This is a genomic window from Atlantibacter sp. MEI4A-1023, assembly GCF_056155425.1.
This window is the reverse complement of the sequence record NZ_CM149568.1, coordinates 2,960,596-2,976,135: the sequence shown is the minus strand read 5'-3', so window position 1 is coordinate 2,976,135 and position 15,540 is coordinate 2,960,596. Positions and strand designations below refer to the sequence as shown.

The following is a 15,540-nucleotide window of genomic DNA, read 5'->3' as shown; positions in this document are numbered from 1 at the left end:
ACACTAGCAAGGAAGTGTACATTTGTACATATCACGTTGACCAACCCGAGGACGGGATGAGTAAATCAGAATCCACGCCAGCCGGGCGGCGAGACATAATTTTAGACGCCACGTTAGATGCCGTGGCGGAATATGGCATTAACGGCGTGACCCATCGCAAAATCGCGGCGCTGGCCGGGGTGCCGCTGGGGTCAATGACCTACTATTTCACCGGAATAGAAGACTTACTCGAAGAGGCGTTTTGCCGCTTTGCCGATCGCATGTCAGACAGTTATACCCATCATATTGGCCAGGCGACCAGCCCTGCTATGGCCTGCGATGCCCTGACCGATCTGATTTGCGGTGCGTACATGACGACGCCACGCAATATGGTATTGATGTATCAACTCTATGCCTATGCCGCCTGTCGGCCCGGTTTAAAACTGGTGATGCAGGCCTGGATGCGCCGCAGCCAGGCGCTGCTGGAACACTGGTTCGACCCGGTTACCGCGCGGGCGCTGGACGCGTTTGTCGAGGGGATGACGCTGCATTATGTTACCGATAGCGCGCCGCTGGAACGCGATCAGTTACGTGAGTTATTAGGACGGATTGCGGGGCAAGAGGGGCGAAACCGCTGAATTTCAGGCAACAAAAAACCCATCAACCTTGAACCAAAACGGCGGGGTTGATGGGCTCCACAAATTGGGGACATCAAAGAAAAGCAGTGGCACTAATTCAGACTGCGGCTGCCTTCAAAAGTTCGCCCCTAAGTTAAAAAAATCACAAAAATTTTTAACGTCCTACCAACCCAACCCCGGCCAGATGATGACAATCAGCGTTCCCGCCAATGTTAACAAGACGTTAGCGATAGCGTAGGTGCCCGCATAACCCAGCGCCGGAATATTGCTGCGGGCAGTATCGCTGATAATTTCCATCGCGGGCGCGCAGGTACGCGCGCCCATCAGGGCACCAAACAGCAGGGCGCGGTTCATTTTCAGCACCCAGACGCCGAACATAAAGCTAATGACCACCGGCAGCAGGCTGACGATAAGCCCGGCAATAAGCATTTGCCCGCCTACTGCGCCCAGGCTGTGGCCGATGCCGCTGCCTGCGCTTAACCCCACGCCCGCCATAAACACCATCAGGCCAAACTCTTTCACCATCATCAGCGCGCCCTGCGGGATATAGCCGAAGGTGGGGTGGTTGGCACGCAAAAAGCCCAGCATAATCCCGGCGAACAGCAGACCCGCCGCGTTGCCAATGCCAAAGCTAAAGGAACTGAACTGGAAGGTGATCATTCCAATCATCAGGCCGATAATAAAGAAGGCGCAGAAGGCCAGCAGGTCGGTAACCTGGCTGTGAATCGAGATAAACCCGATGCGGTCGGCGATAGTTTTGACGCGGCGCGCGTCGCCGCTCACCTGCAATACATCGCCTTTGTTCAGCACGATATTATCGTCGATGGGCATTTCAATCTGGCTGCGGATCACGCGGTTCAGGAAACAGCCGTGATCGGTGAGTTTCATCTGTCCCAGGCGACGACCCACCACGTTATGGTTTTTCACCACGATCTCTTCGGTCACGATGCGCATGTCCAGCAGATCGCGGTCAAACACCTCTTTACCGTTGCGAAAGCTCGGGTCGAGACGAGCATGGGCGTCCGGGTAACCTACCAGCGCGATCTCGTCCCCTTGCTGCAACACCGCATCGCCATCCGGGTTTGCCAGAATGCCGTTACGGCGGATACGTTCGATATAGCAGCCGGTCTGTCGGTAGATACCCAGCTCGCGTAAGTTTTTACCGTCGGCCCAGGCCACCAGCTCCGGGCCGACGCGGTAAGCGCGAATCACCGGTAGATAGACTTTGCGGTTGGAATCGGTATCCAGCCCACGCTCACGGGCGATTTGCTGGGCGCTGGTCTGCAAATCCTGGTGCTGTAGTTTCGGTAAGTAGCGCGCGCCGAATATCAGGCTCACTAAGCCAATCAAATAGGTAAGGGCGTAACCGAGGCTGAGGTGATCGAGCGCGGTATTGAGCGAATTGCCTTCCATCCCGGAGTGGCGCAGCGTATCTCCCGCGCCGACCAGAACCGGAGTCGAGGTCATCGAACCGGCGAGCATCCCCGCCGTGAGGCCGATATCCCAGCCGAAAAGTTTGCCGAGGCCGAGGGCGATCAGCAATGCGCTGCCGACCATCACCGTGGCTAACATTAAATAATTCTTACCATCGCGAAAAAAAATAGAGAAAAAGTTCGGCCCGGCCTCTACGCCGACACAAAAAATAAACAGCATAAAGCCCAAATTCAGGGCGTCTGTGTTAATAGCAAAATTGTGCTGGCCTAATAATAGCGAGACGACTAAAACGCCAATAGAATTACCCAGTTGGACCGAACCGAGCCGTAATTTGCCAAGACAGAGTCCTAAAGCCAGTACAACAAATAATAACAGGATGTAATTCCCGCTTAACAAATCTGCGACGTTTATATTCACGGCGGCTAACTTCTCGTTTACCAGTAACCTATTGAAATGGGTGATGTTTTACGCTAATGTTTTGGCCCATAATCGAAGATATGCTGATTGTTCATTCATCACATTAATATCTCGGGCAAAAACTAACGATGGGCGGTAGTTTAATCGGATTACCAAAGGTCGGCTAGCGAGAAATAGTGTCGTGAATCGTTTTAGGCAGGGATTGCCGCAGTGCTTATTCTAACTGGGTAACCCGTATTTCCGGGTGATTATTTTAAGTTTGATATGGGCAATGTCAGGGGATATCGGTGATGAAAGCGCCTTTTTGGCCGGGTACGGTATGCAGCTTCATACTTTTTCTGGTCGTATTTATTCTCCATAAGCTTTCGGTATCGGGATATTATCCCGTTCAGAAGCATCTCGATCTCGGTATGCTGTGCTTTATCCTGCCGGGAATGATTGCCAGTTTCTTTTCTCGCGACGATCGCCTGTTTAAACCGCTGCTGGGCGCGATGCTGGCGGCTCCGTTATGTCTGCTGTTGGTCTTTATTACGCCGATCCCTGAACGTTCGCTGTTTCAGGAAGTGGCCTGGCTGTTCGGTGCGGTGTTCTGGTGTGGGCTGGGTGCGCTCTGCCATCTGTTCGCGCGAAAGCTATTAAAACTGTCAGAATAAAAAAACCGGCTCAGTGAGCCGGTTTTTTCTGTGCGTTGAATCAGGCGGTATAAAGAGAAAGGTTCGCTTTCGCCCAGGCTTCAAAATCAGTGCAGCCGCCGATGTGGGTCGAATCAACGAAAATCTGCGGTACGGTTTCTACCGGTTTGCCGACGGTTTTTTCCAGGTCAGCTTTGGTGATGCCTTCTGCGTGAATGTCTACGTAGCGGAAGTTAAAGTCGTCGCGCTCGGCGGTCAGTTTCTCAGCCAGTTCTTTAGCGCGAACGCAGTAAGGGCAGCCCGGACGACCAAAAATAACTGCAAACATGATAGCTCCTTGATAACGAGTGCCTGTCGGCGAATGCGGCTATCATGCCATAACCCTAAGTAATGAAAAGCAGGTTACGCCTCTTACTTTGATACCTGTCATCTTTCATCGGCTATTTTTGTCGCGCCTTTATGGCTAAAAAAGGCCGGGTGGTTTTCAGGTTATACTCCTCACTTTAACCGCAGGAGAAAAACGATGCGCTCACTGGGTGCGTTACCCAAACCGGTGCTTGTTCTGGAAGCCGTTGGCATGGTCTTGCTGGGCCTGGCCTGGCTATCCCTGAAAGATTATGTCGATTTGCCTGCGCCGTTTAACAGCAATACCTGGGGCATCGTGATGGTGTTCCTCGGCGTTCTGCTGATGCTCCCCGCCGCCGTGGCGCTGGTGTGGAACATGGGCCAGAACATGGCGCCGCTGCTGTTTAAACCATCTGCAAAATCAAAAACCTCGCAAGATAAGGATTCACATCATGACGCCAACCATTGAGCTGCTGTGTTCACACCGCTCGATCCGCCACTTTACCGACGAGCCGATTACCGACGCGCAGCGCGAGGCGATCTTTGCCGGGGCCCGTGCGGCGTCCAGTTCCAGCTTTTTACAGTGCAGTTCGATTATCCGCGTCACCGACCCGGCGCTGCGCGAAAAACTGGTGCCGTTAACCGGCGGTCAGCAGCACGTGGCGAAAGCGCCGGAGTTTTGGGTGTTCTGCGCCGATTTTAATCGTCACTTGCAGATAAGCCCTGACGCGCAGCTTGGCCTTGCCGAACAGTTGCTGTTAGGGGTGGTGGATACCGCCATGATGGGGCAAAACGCGATGGTCTCGGCGGAATCGCTGGGGCTGGGCGGGGTATATATAGGCGGCATCCGAAACAATATTGAAGCGGTAACCGAGCTGCTGGGCCTTCCCCAACAGGTGTTGCCGCTGTTCGGCCTGTGTCTTGGCTGGCCTGCCGATAACCCGGATGTTAAACCGCGTTTGCCGACGTCTATCATGGTGCATGAAAACCGCTACCAGCCGCTGGATCGCGATGCGCTGGCCGCTTATGACGACGAGCTGGCGCACTATTATCTCACCCGTGGAAGCAATAACCGCCGCGATACCTGGAGCGACCATATCCGCCGCACCATCATCAAAGAGAATCGCCCGTTTATTCTCGACTTTTTGCACAAGCAGGGATTTGCGACGCGTTAATTGTCCTGGCTCGCTACGCAGCGACTAACGGGCCGTGTATGATGTGCCGGTTGATACCAGTGAGAGCGAGGTGAAGGATGAAAATCGCCGTTTTATCCCGGGATGGAACCCTGTGGTCCTGTAAGCGGCTGCGGGAAGCTGCGATGCGGCGTGGTCATATTGTGGAAATCCTCGACCCGCTCTCCTGTTATATGAATATCAATCCGCTGTCGCCCTCGATGCACTACAAAGGGCGGCAACTGCCCCATTTTGATGCAGTTATTCCACGTATCGGTTCCGCTATCACCTTTTACGGCACCGCCGTACTGCGCCAGTTTGAAATGATGGGCAGCTATCCGCTCAATGAATCTGTCGCCATTACCCGCGCACGCGACAAGCTGCGCTCCCTTCAACTGATGGCGCGCCAGGGCATCGACCTGCCGGTCACCGGCATCGCCCATTCGCCGGATGACACCAGCGATCTTATCGATATGGTCGGCGGCGCGCCGCTGGTGGTGAAGCTGGTGGAAGGCACCCAGGGTATCGGCGTGGTGCTGGCAGAAACGCGCCAGGCGGCGGAAAGCGTGATTGACGCGTTTCGCGGGCTCAACGCCCATATTCTGGTGCAGGAATACATCAAGGAAGCCAAAGGCCGCGACGTGCGCTGCCTGGTGGTGGGCGACCGGGTGGTCGCGGCGATTGAGCGCCAGGCGAAAGAGGGCGATTTTCGCTCGAATCTGCACCGTGGCGGCGTGGCGCGGGTGGCGGATATTTCTGCCCGGGAGCGGGACATCGCCTTACGCGCGGCCAGCACCATGGGGCTGGACGTGGCGGGTGTAGATATCCTGCGGTCCGATCGCGGCCCGCTGGTGATGGAAGTTAACGCGTCGCCAGGTCTGGAAGGCATTGAAAACACTACCGGCATTGATATCGCCACCCTGATGATTCAATGGATTGAGAAAAACGCCCGGCCTGGTTTTTGTCTAAAAATTGGCGGTTGAAGCGTGACGCAGGTTTGCGTCTGAGTAAAAGGATGCGCCCATAAACATAGAAACAGGGGTGCTTTTTGCGTAAGCTATCGGCCGATTATCATTCACAGCACATCGCGAACCGCGAAAAAGAGGTATCAGTTTTTATGGATTCACTCGTCGTCCCCAGTCTGGACACACTGCGCCACTGGCTTGAACAGTTAGAGGTGAGTTTCTTCGAGTGCGATACCTGCCAGGCGTTGCATTTGCCCCACATGCAAAATTTTGACGGCATTTTCGATGCCAAAATCGATTTGCTGGATAACACCATATTGTTCTCGGCGCTGGCGGAAGTGAAACCGTCGGCACTGCTGCCGCTGGCCTGCGATCTGTCGGCGATTAACGCCAGCTCCCTGACGGTGAAAGCCTTTCTGGATATTCAGGACGATAACATGCCGAAAATGGTGGTTTGCCAGTCGCTTTTCGCCAGCGTGGGCGTGACATTCGAGCAGTTCGCGGCGTTTTTCCGTCAGAGCGAAGAGCAGATCTCCATGGTGATTCTGGAGGCCGGATCGCATCATTTACTCTTTACCAACGAAGACGAAGAGAAAAATAGCGTCGAAATGCATACCCATTTTCTTCACTAACGCTGCTCAATCATGCCGCAGTCGCTGCCAGGGCGACTGCGTATCACATTTTAATATTCTGCTGTTAACCGCCTCTTAAAGAATATTTCACTACCTTTATCCCCTTTTAAGCCGAGGTGATAGAGCGATTCAGTCTAAAAAATTGATAAAACGCATTTTTTCTACCGGGCTATAGTCCTGGACATATCCTACAGTTATTCTTGCGAAGCGAAAAAAGCCTGCATTGTCTGCCGAAGGATGGTCACTCCTTTTTCTGTGCAGCATGACCAAATATGCATGGAAATTGCATATGTTTCATTGCAGATGTGTAATTGCGTAAATTTAGCTCGGAAAACAACGAGTTTTTACCCTTTATTCAGAAGGAAACAGATATGTTCACCCAAAGAAAAAAATGGTTGTCGGGTGTGGTTGCCGGTGCGCTGATGGCAGCCTCTGCAAGCGTCATGGCTGCCGAACAAAAAACACTGCACGTGTATAACTGGTCAGACTATATTGCCCCGGACACCATCGAAAACTTCACCAAAGAAACCGGTATTAAAGTGGTTTACGACGTGTTCGATTCCAACGAAGTGCTGGAAGGTAAATTAATGGCGGGCAGCACCGGTTTCGACCTGGTGGTGCCGTCTGCAAGCTTCCTTGAGCGCCAACTGGCTGCCGGCGTGTTCCAGCCGCTGGATAAAAGCAAACTGCCGAACTGGAAAAACCTCGACCCTGAACTGCTGAAACTGACGGCTAAACACGACCCGGAAAACAAATACGCCATGCCGTATCTCTGGGCGACCACCGGCATTGGCTATAACGTCGATAAAGTGAAAGCCGCGCTGGGCGGTGACGTGCCGCTGAACAGCTGGGATCTGGTGCTGAAGCCGGAAAACCTCGAGAAACTGAAAAGCTGCGGCGTTTCCTTCCTCGATGCGCCTGAAGAGGTGTTCGCCACCGTGCTGAACTACCTGGGCAAAGATCCGAACAGCGAAAAAGCCAATGATTACACCGGCCCGGCGACCGATCTGCTGCTGAAGCTGCGACCGAATATTCGTTATTTCCACTCGTCCCAGTACATCAACGATCTGGCGAACGGCGACATTTGCGTAGCCATCGGCTGGGCCGGTGACGTCTGGCAGGCGGCGAATCGCGCCAAAGAAGCCAAAAACGGCGTTAACGTTTCCTACATCATTCCTAAGGAAGGGGCGCTGGCCTTCTTCGACGTCTTCGCTATGCCGACCGACGCCAAAAACAAAGATGAAGCCTATCAGTTCCTCAACTACCTGATGCGTCCGGACGTGATCGCCCATATCAGCGACTACGTGTTCTACGCCAGCGCCAACAAAGAAGCCACCCCGCTGGTCAGCGCCGAGGTGCGCGACAACCCAGGCATCTATCCGCCTGCGGACGTGATGGCGAAACTGTTCACGCTGAAAGTGCAGGACCCGAAAATCGACCGCGTCCGTACCCGTGCGTGGACCAAAGTGAAGAGCGGCAAGTAATTACCGCAGATAACTTCAGGGCAGCCCTGAAGTGGGGCAGAGGCGACCTGGTCTCTGCCCCGTTATTAGTGCGACAACCGGGCCGCACAGGTATTCATGCTTTTGCCGGAGAGCAATAATTGAACGACGCTATCCCTCGCCCACAGGCGAAAACCCGCAAAGCGCTCACCCCGCTGCTGGAAATCCGTAACCTGACTAAATCCTTCGACGGCCAGCATGCCGTGGATGATGTCAGCCTGACTATCTACAAAGGCGAAATCTTCGCCCTGCTCGGTGCCTCCGGGTGCGGGAAATCAACTCTGCTGCGGATGCTGGCGGGTTTTGAGATCCCGACTCACGGCCAGATTTTGCTGGATGGCGTGGATTTGTCCCGCGTACCGCCGTACCAGCGCCCAATCAATATGATGTTCCAGTCCTACGCGTTGTTCCCCCATATGACAGTGGAACAAAACATCGCGTTCGGTCTAAAGCAGGACAAACTGCCGCGTGGCGAGATTGCCGCGCGGGTAGAAGAGATGCTGACACTGGTGCATATGCAGGAGTTTGCCAAACGCAAGCCGCATCAGCTTTCCGGCGGCCAGCGACAGCGTGTGGCGCTGGCGCGCAGCCTGGCGAAGCGCCCGAAACTGCTGCTGCTGGATGAGCCAATGGGCGCGCTGGATAAGAAACTGCGCGACCGGATGCAGCTCGAAGTGGTGGATATCCTCGAGCGCGTGGGGGCCACCTGCGTGATGGTGACTCACGATCAGGAAGAGGCCATGACGATGGCCGGACGTATCGCGATCATGAATCGCGGTAAGTTCGTGCAGATTGGCGAGCCGGAAGAGATTTACGAGCACCCAACTACCCGCTACAGCGCAGAATTCATCGGCTCGGTGAACGTGTTCGACGGCCTGCTGAAATCCCGCGAGGAAGACGGCCTGGTGATCGACTCCCCTGGTCTGATGCACCCGCTGAAAGTCGACCCGGATGCCTCGGTGGTAGACGGCGTACCGGTACACGTGGCGCTGCGCCCGGAAAAAGTGATGCTCTGCGAACAGCCGCCAGCCGATGGCTATAACTTTGCCGTGGGTGAAGTGGTGCATATCGCCTATCTGGGGGATTTGTCGATCTATCACGTCCGCCTGAAAAGCGGGCAGATGATCACCGCCCAGTTGCAGAACGCGTATCGCTACCGCAAAGGCGCGCCGACCTGGGGCGATGAAGTGCGTCTGTGTTGGGATGCCGACAGCTGTGTGGTTCTGACGGTTTAAGGAGGCGTGATGAGTCATTTACCTGAACGCCGCGAAGTCCAGCACGTCACCGGCTTTAAGGCCTGGCTGGCGCGGGTGCAGATGGCCCACGGACGCAAGCTGGTGATCGCGCTGCCGTACCTGTGGCTGATCTTGCTGTTTATGCTGCCGTTCCTGATTGTGTTCAAAATCAGCCTGGCGGAAATGGCGCGGGCGATCCCGCCGTACACCGATCTGGTGAGCGTCGAAGATTCGCAACTGTCGATCATGCTGAATCTCGCTAACTTTCTGCAACTGACCGACGATCCGCTCTATTTCGAAGCCTATTTACAGTCATTGCAGGTGGCGGGGATCTCGACGCTGTGCTGTTTGCTGCTCGGTTATCCGCTCGCCTGGGCGGTGGCGCACAGCAGCCCGTCGACGCGCAACGTCCTGTTGCTGCTGGTGATCCTGCCGTCGTGGACCTCGTTCCTGATCCGCGTGTATGCCTGGATGGGCATTCTCAAGGAAAACGGGGTGCTGAATAACGTGCTGCTGTGGCTGGGGGTTATCGATCAGCCGTTAACCATCCTGCACACCAATCTGGCGGTGTATATCGGCATTGTGTATGCCTATCTGCCGTTTATGGTGTTGCCGATCTACACCGCGCTGACGCGTATTGATTACTCGCTGGTGGAAGCGGCGCTGGATCTGGGCGCGCGCCCGTTAAAAACCTTCTTCACGGTGATTGTGCCGCTGACCAAAGGCGGCATTATCGCCGGGTCGATGCTGGTATTTATCCCGGCGGTAGGGGAGTTTGTGATCCCGGAACTGCTGGGCGGCCCGGACAGCATTATGATTGGCCGCGTGCTGTGGCAGGAGTTCTTTAACAACCGTGACTGGCCGGTGGCCTCAGCGGTGGCGATCACCATGCTGGTGATCCTGATTGTGCCGATTATGTGGTTCCACAAGCACCAGAACAAATCCACGGGAGATCACGCATGAATAATTTACCCGTCGTGCGTTCCCCCTGGCGCATTTTGATTTTACTGATCGGCTTTACCTTCCTGTACGCGCCGATGCTGATGCTGGTGATTTACTCCTTCAACAGCTCCAAACTGGTGACGGTATGGGCTGGCTGGTCGACGCGCTGGTACAGCGAGCTGTTCCAGGATAGCGCGATGATGAGTGCGGTCGGGCTCAGCCTGACCATCGCTGCATTAGCTGCCACGATGGCGGTGGTGCTCGGGACGATTGCCTCGGTGGTAATGGTGCGCTTTGGGCGTTTTCGCGGGGCCAACGGTTTTGCGTTTATGCTAACCGCGCCGCTGGTCATGCCGGATGTGATCACCGGGCTGTCGCTGCTGCTGCTGTTCGTGGCGCTGGGCAACGCCATCGGCTGGCCGTCAGAGCGCGGGATGCTCACCATCTGGCTGGCGCATGTCACCTTCTGTACCGCTTATGTGGCGGTGGTGATCAGCGCCCGCCTGCGCGAACTCGATCGCTCCATCGAAGAAGCCGCAATGGATCTGGGGGCCACCCCGGTGAAAGTGTTCTTCGTGATCACCCTGCCGATGATCATGCCGGCAATCCTTTCCGGCTGGCTACTGGCGTTTACCCTGTCGTTGGATGACCTGGTGATCGCCAGCTTTGTCTCCGGCCCGGGGGCGACAACCTTGCCGATGCTAGTGTTCTCCAGCGTGCGTATGGGGGTCAACCCGGAGATCAACGCCCTGGCGTCGATCATTCTTGGGGTGGTGGGGATTATCGGTTTGATCGCCTGGTATCTTATGGCGCGCTCCGAAAAACAGCGCCAGAAAGACATCCAGCGTGCAAGAACCGGCTGAAGACTCTAAAATCTGAGATTATTAGCTAACAGTGCCGCGTTCGTCGCGGCACTGTGATTCAGGGATGCCAGAAACATAGCGATGATCTTCACACGGTCACATCACAATCATGCCCGCCTCAATGTACCCACGCTGGTATATATCGCGGCTATTGCCATTATCACCACCCGCTGTGTCGACCTGCTGATGGTGTTCAATATGCTGGGGCTGCGCGGCGCGCTGGATTTTATTCACCGCAGCGTTCAGACCTGGAGCCTGACGCTGGTTTTCCTGTCCAGCCTGATATTGTTATGCATCGAATTCCGCTGCGCATTCGCCATCATCAAAGGGCGTAACTGGGGGCGCTGGATTTACCTGCTCTCGCAGATCGCCGCCAGCGGCTACCTGTGGGCCGCGTCGCTGGGCTGGGGCTACCCTGAACTGTTCAGCATTGCCGGAGAAACCAAACGGGAAATTCTCCATTCGCTGGTGATGCAGAAAACGCCGGACATTATGATCCTCGTACTGCTGTTTCTGCCCATCCAGAGCCGCCGGTTTTTCCAGTTGCAATAACGGTGGTACAATCCTGCGCCCTCCGTTTCTAAGGTTATTGTATGCAGTGCGCTCTCTATGATGCCGGGCGCTGTCGCTCCTGCTCGTGGATTGAAAAATCCCGGCAGCAACAGCTCCAAGACAAAATGAACGATCTCCGCCAGTTGCTCGGCGATCTCCCTGTTGGCCAGTGGTGCGACCCGGTGGCGGGGGAAGAGCGCGAATTTCGCAATAAAGCCAAAATGGTTGTTAGCGGCAGCGTAGAAAAACCGCTGCTCGGCATTCTGAACCGCGACGGCAGTGCGGTGGATTTAACCGACTGCCCGCTCTATTCCGACGCGTTTCGCCGGGTGTTCGCCGTGCTGAAGCCGTTTATCGCCCGCGCTGGCTTAACGCCTTATAACGTGGCGCGTAAGCGCGGCGAACTGAAATACCTGCTGCTCACCGAAAGCACGCTGGATGGCGGGATGATGCTGCGTTTTGTGTTGCGTTCTGAGGCCAAACTTGCCCAGCTTGAAGCGGCGTTGCCGTGGCTGCGGAAGCAGTTGCCGCAGCTCAGGGTGATTTCCGCCAATATCCAGCCGGTGCATATGGCGATTATGGAAGGGGAGCGGGAGAGTGTGTTCACCATGGAGCGCGCGCTGGAGGAAAATTTCAACGGTGTGCCGCTGTGGATCCGTCCGCAAAGCTTTTTTCAGACCAACCCGCAGGTGGCGAGCCAACTGTATGCCACCGCCCGCGACTGGGTGCGCGCATTGTCGGTGAAACATATGTGGGATCTGTTCTGCGGCGTGGGCGGTTTTGGGTTGCACTGCGCGACGCCGCAGATGCGGCTCACCGGGATTGAGATAGCGCCTGAAGCCATCGCCAGCGCCACGCAATCCGCCGCCATGCTGGGCCTGACCGACGTGCATTTCCAGGCGTTGGATTCTACCCGTTTTGCCACTACCCAGCAGGATATTCCTGACCTGGTGGTGGTGAACCCGCCACGGCGCGGGATTGGCGCTGAGCTGTGCGAGTTTTTGGCGGCGATGGCGCCGGAGACGATTCTTTATTCGAGTTGTAATGCGCAGACCATGGCGAAGGATATTCGCATGCTGCCGGGGTATCGGATTGTCAGGACGCAGCTGTTCGATATGTTTCCGCATACCGGGCATTATGAGGTGTTGACGCTGTTACAGCGGGGGTAAAGGGGGGTATATCGTGGAATTGTTCCGTTCGGTTTGTTTAGTGGAATTGTTCCGTTCGCCTGGGCTGTCGAGTCAGTCTTAAGCGCAGGTGTACGCGAACGGGTTGGGGGCGCTCGCCGCCGCGCCCCCAACACCCCCGGCTCCCCCGAGCGAAATCGCCGCTTCGCGGTGCCCTCGGCTTATCGCGTCCGGCTCCGGGTCGGGCGAGATACGGCATCCTGCCTTTCTCGCCCTCAAGCCGCATCCCTGCGGCTTGCCCCGGCCTCCCGCGAACGCCTCGGCGATTTCGATGGGGAGTGAAAACCCCCGCAATACGTTCAGGTTTTGAATGAAACCAACGTGTCGCTGAAAGTATGAAAAATACTCACAGCGACAAAGACAGCTTTGTAAAAAATAAAAAACTTACAGTTGGGGGTGTTGAGTCCGGCATCAAAATCGCCGAGGCGGAATTGACGAGCCAGGTCAGACCCGCAGGGATGCGGGGCTGAGGTCGTGAGCTACAGGATGTAGCATCACGACCGACCTGAAGCGAGGAGAGGGAGCCGAGGGAACCGCGCAGCGGCGATTTTGCTGGCCGGGAGCCTGGGGTGTCGGGGACGCGGCGGCGAGCGTCCCTGACTCGTTCGCGTACTCTGAGGCCGCATAAATGTACATGCTCAAAGCGAACGAAACATTCCACCTTAAGAAAATATCCGCCCCCCGTTCCGGCGCCTGGAATATTTACTGCTCTGGAAACCACTTATCATTAATCTCCTGATAAGTACCATCCGCTTTAATCGCCGCCAGCGCATCGTTGAATTTCTTCAGCAGCGCGACATTATCCGGGCGCACCGCGATACCCAGCCCCGTACCGAAATACTGCGGGTCGGTCACTTTCGGCGTCGCCGTACCCAATTGCGGGTTGGTCTTCAGCCACTCGTTCACCACGGCGGTGTCGCCGAACACCCCATCAATACGGCCATTCTTCAGGTCGATAATCGCATTTTGATAACTGTCATACGCCACAGTCTTCACTTCAGGATGCTTATCCTGCAAGTATTTCTGGTGCGTAGTGCCGTTTTCCATCCCGATACGCTTGCCCTTCAAATCGTCGAACGATTTGTAAGTGTCTTTCCTGGCGATCACCAGCGCGGAGTTAGCGTAGTACGGTTCGGTAAACGCCACCTGCTTGCTGCGCTCAGGCGTAATGTCCATACCGGAAATCACCGCGTCGTATTTTTTGAATTTGAGTGACGGGATCAGGCTGTCAAACGCGTGGTTAGTAAATGTGCATTCCGCCTGCATTTGTTTGCATAACGCTTTCGCGAGATCGATATCGAAACCGACGATCTGGTTATTGGCATCCAGCGATTCAAAAGGCGGGTAGGTGGCCGAGGAGCCGAAGCTGATTTTCTCTGCCGCGCCCGCAGACATCGCAACCGTAGAGAGGATTGCCGCTAAGAGTAACTTTTTCATTGTAGAGCTCCCGTCTGTCAATTTTTTATTCTGGATCACCGTTTACCCGGCGTGAATACACCATGCCAGTAAATGAATTTATATGCAATAAAAATGTATAATTATATTTTAACGGTAAGTGGAGAGACGTTCTGGAAAGATAAAACGGTGAGGAAAATGCAGAAGGGAATCGTCCATAAATCGGCCCGGGACAGGGAGTCTCGGGCCGGGTAAACAGCATCAGTTACGGCGTTCAAACGCCAGCGCGCGGCGTTCAATCAAACGCATCATTAAGGTCAGCAAACCGTTAACGATTAGGTAAATAAGACCCGCTGCGCCAAACACCATCACATCATAGGTTCTGCCGTACAGCAGCTGGCCGTGACCCATCACTTCCATCAGGGTGATGGTGTAGGCAAGCGAGGTACTTTTGAACACCAGCACCACTTCGTTGGAGTAGGACGACAGGGCGCGCTTAAATGCATAAGGAAGCAAAATCGCCAGGGTATCTTTTTTGCTCATGCCCAGCGACTGGCAGGACTGCCATTGCCCTTCCGGGATCGCGCGGATCGCCCCGTAAAACAGCAGCGTGGTATACGCTGCTGAGTTAAGCGACAGCGCCAGCAGGGCGCACAGCCACGGCTCAGACAGCAGATGCCACAGCCCCGGATATTCCTGGAGCGTCGGGAACTGCCCCGGCCCGTAGTAAATCAGGAAGATCTGCACCAGCAGCGGCGTGCCGGTAAACAGCGTAATGTAACCGCGCACTACCAGCGACAGCACCGGCGTTTTCAGGGTCAGCACCACGGTGAACAGCAGTGCCAGGATCAGCGCCACAATCAATGACGCCACGGTGAGCGTCAGGCTGGTTTGCAGGCCTTTGAGGAGTTCCGGTAAATATTCCAGCATCAGCCAGGTCTCCGCTCAAAGCGCGTAGCGCGCCGATCGATCTGTTTCAGGATGTACTGGCTGATTAACGTAATCACTAAATAGATCGCCGCCGCCACGATATACCAGGTAAACGGCTCTTGGGTGCGGGTGGCAATGCTTTTGGTTTGCAGCATTAAATCGTTCACGCTAATTAACGACACCAGCGCGGTGTCTTTGAGCAGCACCAGCCACTGGTTGCCGAGACCGGGCAGCGCATGGCGCCACATTTGCGGCATCACCAGCCGGAAGAAAATCGCGACCTTAGACAGGCCCAGCGCCTGGCCGGATTCCCACTGGCCTACCGGCACCGCTTTTAGCGCGCCGCGCAGCGTTTGCGAGGCATAGGCGGCATACAGCAGCGACAGGGCAATAACGCCGCACAGGAACGGGCTGACGTTGAAGTTTTCAATCTGCATCTGCACCGGGATCTGGGCAAAACCGAGATTCAGGGTGAAACCATCGGAAAGCAGAAGCAGCAGCTGTGACGAGCCAAAATAAATAAACAGCACCACCAGAATTTCCGGCAGCCCACGGAACATCGTGACCAGGCCGGTGGCGATCCAAGCGAAAGGCCGCCATTTAGCGGACTCCCAAACCGCGAAGATCATCGCCAGCACCAGGCCGATGATCAGCGCGCAAACGGCAAGGCCGACGGTCATCCCGGCGGCGCTTGCTAAAGGAAACATTTCGTTCATTCAG

General features: G+C 55.4%; 17 protein-coding genes. 12 read left to right on the top strand and 5 right to left on the bottom strand.

The window, feature by feature from the left end:
- Positions 1-56 precede the first annotated feature (56 nt).
- Positions 57-617 (top strand): TetR/AcrR family transcriptional regulator, encoded by a 561-nt coding sequence (locus ACVV26_RS14305; protein ID WP_474797816.1) that lies wholly within the window; start codon positions 57-59, stop codon positions 615-617.
- 162 nt (positions 618-779) lie between these two features.
- Here ACVV26_RS14305 and ACVV26_RS14300 read toward each other — a convergent pair whose 3' ends face one another.
- The gene (locus ACVV26_RS14300; protein ID WP_474797815.1) at positions 780-2,468 is read right to left on the bottom strand and encodes an aspartate:alanine antiporter; all 1,689 of its coding nucleotides are present in this window, start codon (positions 2,466-2,468) and stop codon (positions 780-782) included.
- Between the two features lie 290 nt (positions 2,469-2,758).
- On the opposite strand from ACVV26_RS14300, the gene ybjM reads away from it, so the two are divergent.
- A complete protein-coding gene (gene ybjM, locus ACVV26_RS14295; RefSeq protein WP_474797813.1) occupies positions 2,759-3,121 on the top strand; it encodes an inner membrane protein YbjM in 363 nt (120 codons plus the stop codon).
- Between the two features lie 40 nt (positions 3,122-3,161).
- On the opposite strand, the gene ACVV26_RS14290 is transcribed toward ybjM, so the two are convergent.
- Entirely contained in the window at positions 3,162-3,428 is a 267-nt protein-coding gene (locus ACVV26_RS14290; protein WP_125291731.1) for a GrxA family glutaredoxin, read from the bottom strand.
- Positions 3,429-3,623: 195 nt separating this feature from the next.
- Between ACVV26_RS14290 and ACVV26_RS14285 the strand changes: the two genes are divergently transcribed.
- The 10 genes from ACVV26_RS14285 (at position 3,624) to rlmC (ending at position 12,477) form a co-directional block, all read left to right on the top strand.
- Positions 3,624-3,914: a DUF1418 family protein gene (locus ACVV26_RS14285; RefSeq protein ID WP_474797811.1), complete on the top strand. Its 291-nt coding sequence runs from the start codon at positions 3,624-3,626 to the stop codon at positions 3,912-3,914.
- A complete protein-coding gene (nfsA, locus tag ACVV26_RS14280) occupies positions 3,898-4,620 on the top strand; it encodes an oxygen-insensitive NADPH nitroreductase (protein ID WP_474797809.1) in 723 nt (240 codons plus the stop codon). Before ACVV26_RS14285 ends, nfsA begins: the two co-directional genes overlap by 17 nt.
- Positions 4,621-4,697: 77 nt before the next feature.
- A complete protein-coding gene (gene rimK / locus ACVV26_RS14275) occupies positions 4,698-5,600 on the top strand; it encodes a 30S ribosomal protein S6--L-glutamate ligase (RefSeq protein ID WP_312978583.1) in 903 nt (300 codons plus the stop codon).
- A 134-nt stretch (positions 5,601-5,734) separates the two neighbouring features.
- Entirely contained in the window at positions 5,735-6,214 is a 480-nt protein-coding gene (locus tag ACVV26_RS14270) for a type III secretion system chaperone family protein (protein ID WP_312978585.1), read from the top strand.
- 371 nt (positions 6,215-6,585) lie between these two features.
- Positions 6,586-7,698: a spermidine/putrescine ABC transporter substrate-binding protein PotF gene (gene potF, locus ACVV26_RS14265; RefSeq protein ID WP_474797807.1), complete on the top strand. Its 1,113-nt coding sequence runs from the start codon at positions 6,586-6,588 to the stop codon at positions 7,696-7,698.
- Between the two features lie 119 nt (positions 7,699-7,817).
- Positions 7,818-8,951, top strand: coding sequence for a putrescine ABC transporter ATP-binding subunit PotG (potG, locus tag ACVV26_RS14260; RefSeq protein ID WP_368777710.1), 1,134 nt, complete (start codon positions 7,818-7,820; stop codon positions 8,949-8,951).
- A gap of 9 nt (positions 8,952-8,960) precedes the next feature.
- Positions 8,961-9,914, top strand: a complete 954-nt coding sequence (gene potH, locus ACVV26_RS14255) for a putrescine ABC transporter permease PotH (RefSeq protein ID WP_474797805.1) — start codon at positions 8,961-8,963, stop codon at positions 9,912-9,914.
- Entirely contained in the window at positions 9,911-10,756 is an 846-nt protein-coding gene (potI, locus tag ACVV26_RS14250) for a putrescine ABC transporter permease PotI (protein WP_125291739.1), read from the top strand. The genes potH and potI overlap by 4 nt, the downstream gene beginning before the upstream one ends.
- Before the next feature lie 81 nt (positions 10,757-10,837).
- Entirely contained in the window at positions 10,838-11,308 is a 471-nt protein-coding gene (locus ACVV26_RS14245; RefSeq protein ID WP_312978594.1) for a YbjO family protein, read from the top strand.
- Between the two features lie 41 nt (positions 11,309-11,349).
- Positions 11,350-12,477: a 23S rRNA (uracil(747)-C(5))-methyltransferase RlmC gene (gene rlmC / locus ACVV26_RS14240; RefSeq protein WP_474797803.1), complete on the top strand. Its 1,128-nt coding sequence runs from the start codon at positions 11,350-11,352 to the stop codon at positions 12,475-12,477.
- A gap of 720 nt (positions 12,478-13,197) precedes the next feature.
- On the opposite strand, the gene artJ is transcribed toward rlmC, so the two are convergent.
- From artJ to artQ, 3 genes are all read right to left on the bottom strand, one after another.
- Positions 13,198-13,932: an arginine ABC transporter substrate-binding protein ArtJ gene (gene artJ, locus ACVV26_RS14235; RefSeq protein ID WP_474797801.1), complete on the bottom strand. Its 735-nt coding sequence runs from the start codon at positions 13,930-13,932 to the stop codon at positions 13,198-13,200.
- Between the two features lie 219 nt (positions 13,933-14,151).
- Complete coding sequence (gene artM, locus ACVV26_RS14230; protein WP_474797799.1) at positions 14,152-14,820, bottom strand: arginine ABC transporter permease ArtM; 669 nt, start codon at positions 14,818-14,820, stop codon at positions 14,152-14,154.
- Positions 14,820-15,536, bottom strand: coding sequence for an arginine ABC transporter permease ArtQ (gene artQ / locus ACVV26_RS14225; protein WP_474797797.1), 717 nt, complete (start codon positions 15,534-15,536; stop codon positions 14,820-14,822). The genes artM and artQ overlap by 1 nt, the downstream gene beginning before the upstream one ends.
- Positions 15,537-15,540 lie beyond the last annotated feature (4 nt).

Coding starts and splice junctions, on each gene's coding strand:
- ACVV26_RS14305 (WP_474797816.1), top strand. CDS start 57: ATGAGTAAATCAGAATCCACGCCAGCCGGGCGGCGAGACATAATTTTA.
- ybjM (WP_474797813.1), top strand. CDS start 2,759: ATGAAAGCGCCTTTTTGGCCGGGTACGGTATGCAGCTTCATACTTTTT.
- ACVV26_RS14290 (WP_125291731.1), bottom strand. CDS start 3,428: ATGTTTGCAGTTATTTTTGGTCGTCCGGGCTGCCCTTACTGCGTTCGC.
- ACVV26_RS14285 (WP_474797811.1), top strand. CDS start 3,624: ATGCGCTCACTGGGTGCGTTACCCAAACCGGTGCTTGTTCTGGAAGCC.
- nfsA (WP_474797809.1), top strand. CDS start 3,898: ATGACGCCAACCATTGAGCTGCTGTGTTCACACCGCTCGATCCGCCAC.
- rimK (WP_312978583.1), top strand. CDS start 4,698: ATGAAAATCGCCGTTTTATCCCGGGATGGAACCCTGTGGTCCTGTAAG.
- ACVV26_RS14270 (WP_312978585.1), top strand. CDS start 5,735: ATGGATTCACTCGTCGTCCCCAGTCTGGACACACTGCGCCACTGGCTT.
- potF (WP_474797807.1), top strand. CDS start 6,586: ATGTTCACCCAAAGAAAAAAATGGTTGTCGGGTGTGGTTGCCGGTGCG.
- potH (WP_474797805.1), top strand. CDS start 8,961: ATGAGTCATTTACCTGAACGCCGCGAAGTCCAGCACGTCACCGGCTTT.
- potI (WP_125291739.1), top strand. CDS start 9,911: ATGAATAATTTACCCGTCGTGCGTTCCCCCTGGCGCATTTTGATTTTA.
- ACVV26_RS14245 (WP_312978594.1), top strand. CDS start 10,838: ATGATCTTCACACGGTCACATCACAATCATGCCCGCCTCAATGTACCC.
- rlmC (WP_474797803.1), top strand. CDS start 11,350: ATGCAGTGCGCTCTCTATGATGCCGGGCGCTGTCGCTCCTGCTCGTGG.
- artJ (WP_474797801.1), bottom strand. CDS start 13,932: ATGAAAAAGTTACTCTTAGCGGCAATCCTCTCTACGGTTGCGATGTCT.
- artM (WP_474797799.1), bottom strand. CDS start 14,820: ATGCTGGAATATTTACCGGAACTCCTCAAAGGCCTGCAAACCAGCCTG.
- artQ (WP_474797797.1), bottom strand. CDS start 15,536: ATGAACGAAATGTTTCCTTTAGCAAGCGCCGCCGGGATGACCGTCGGC.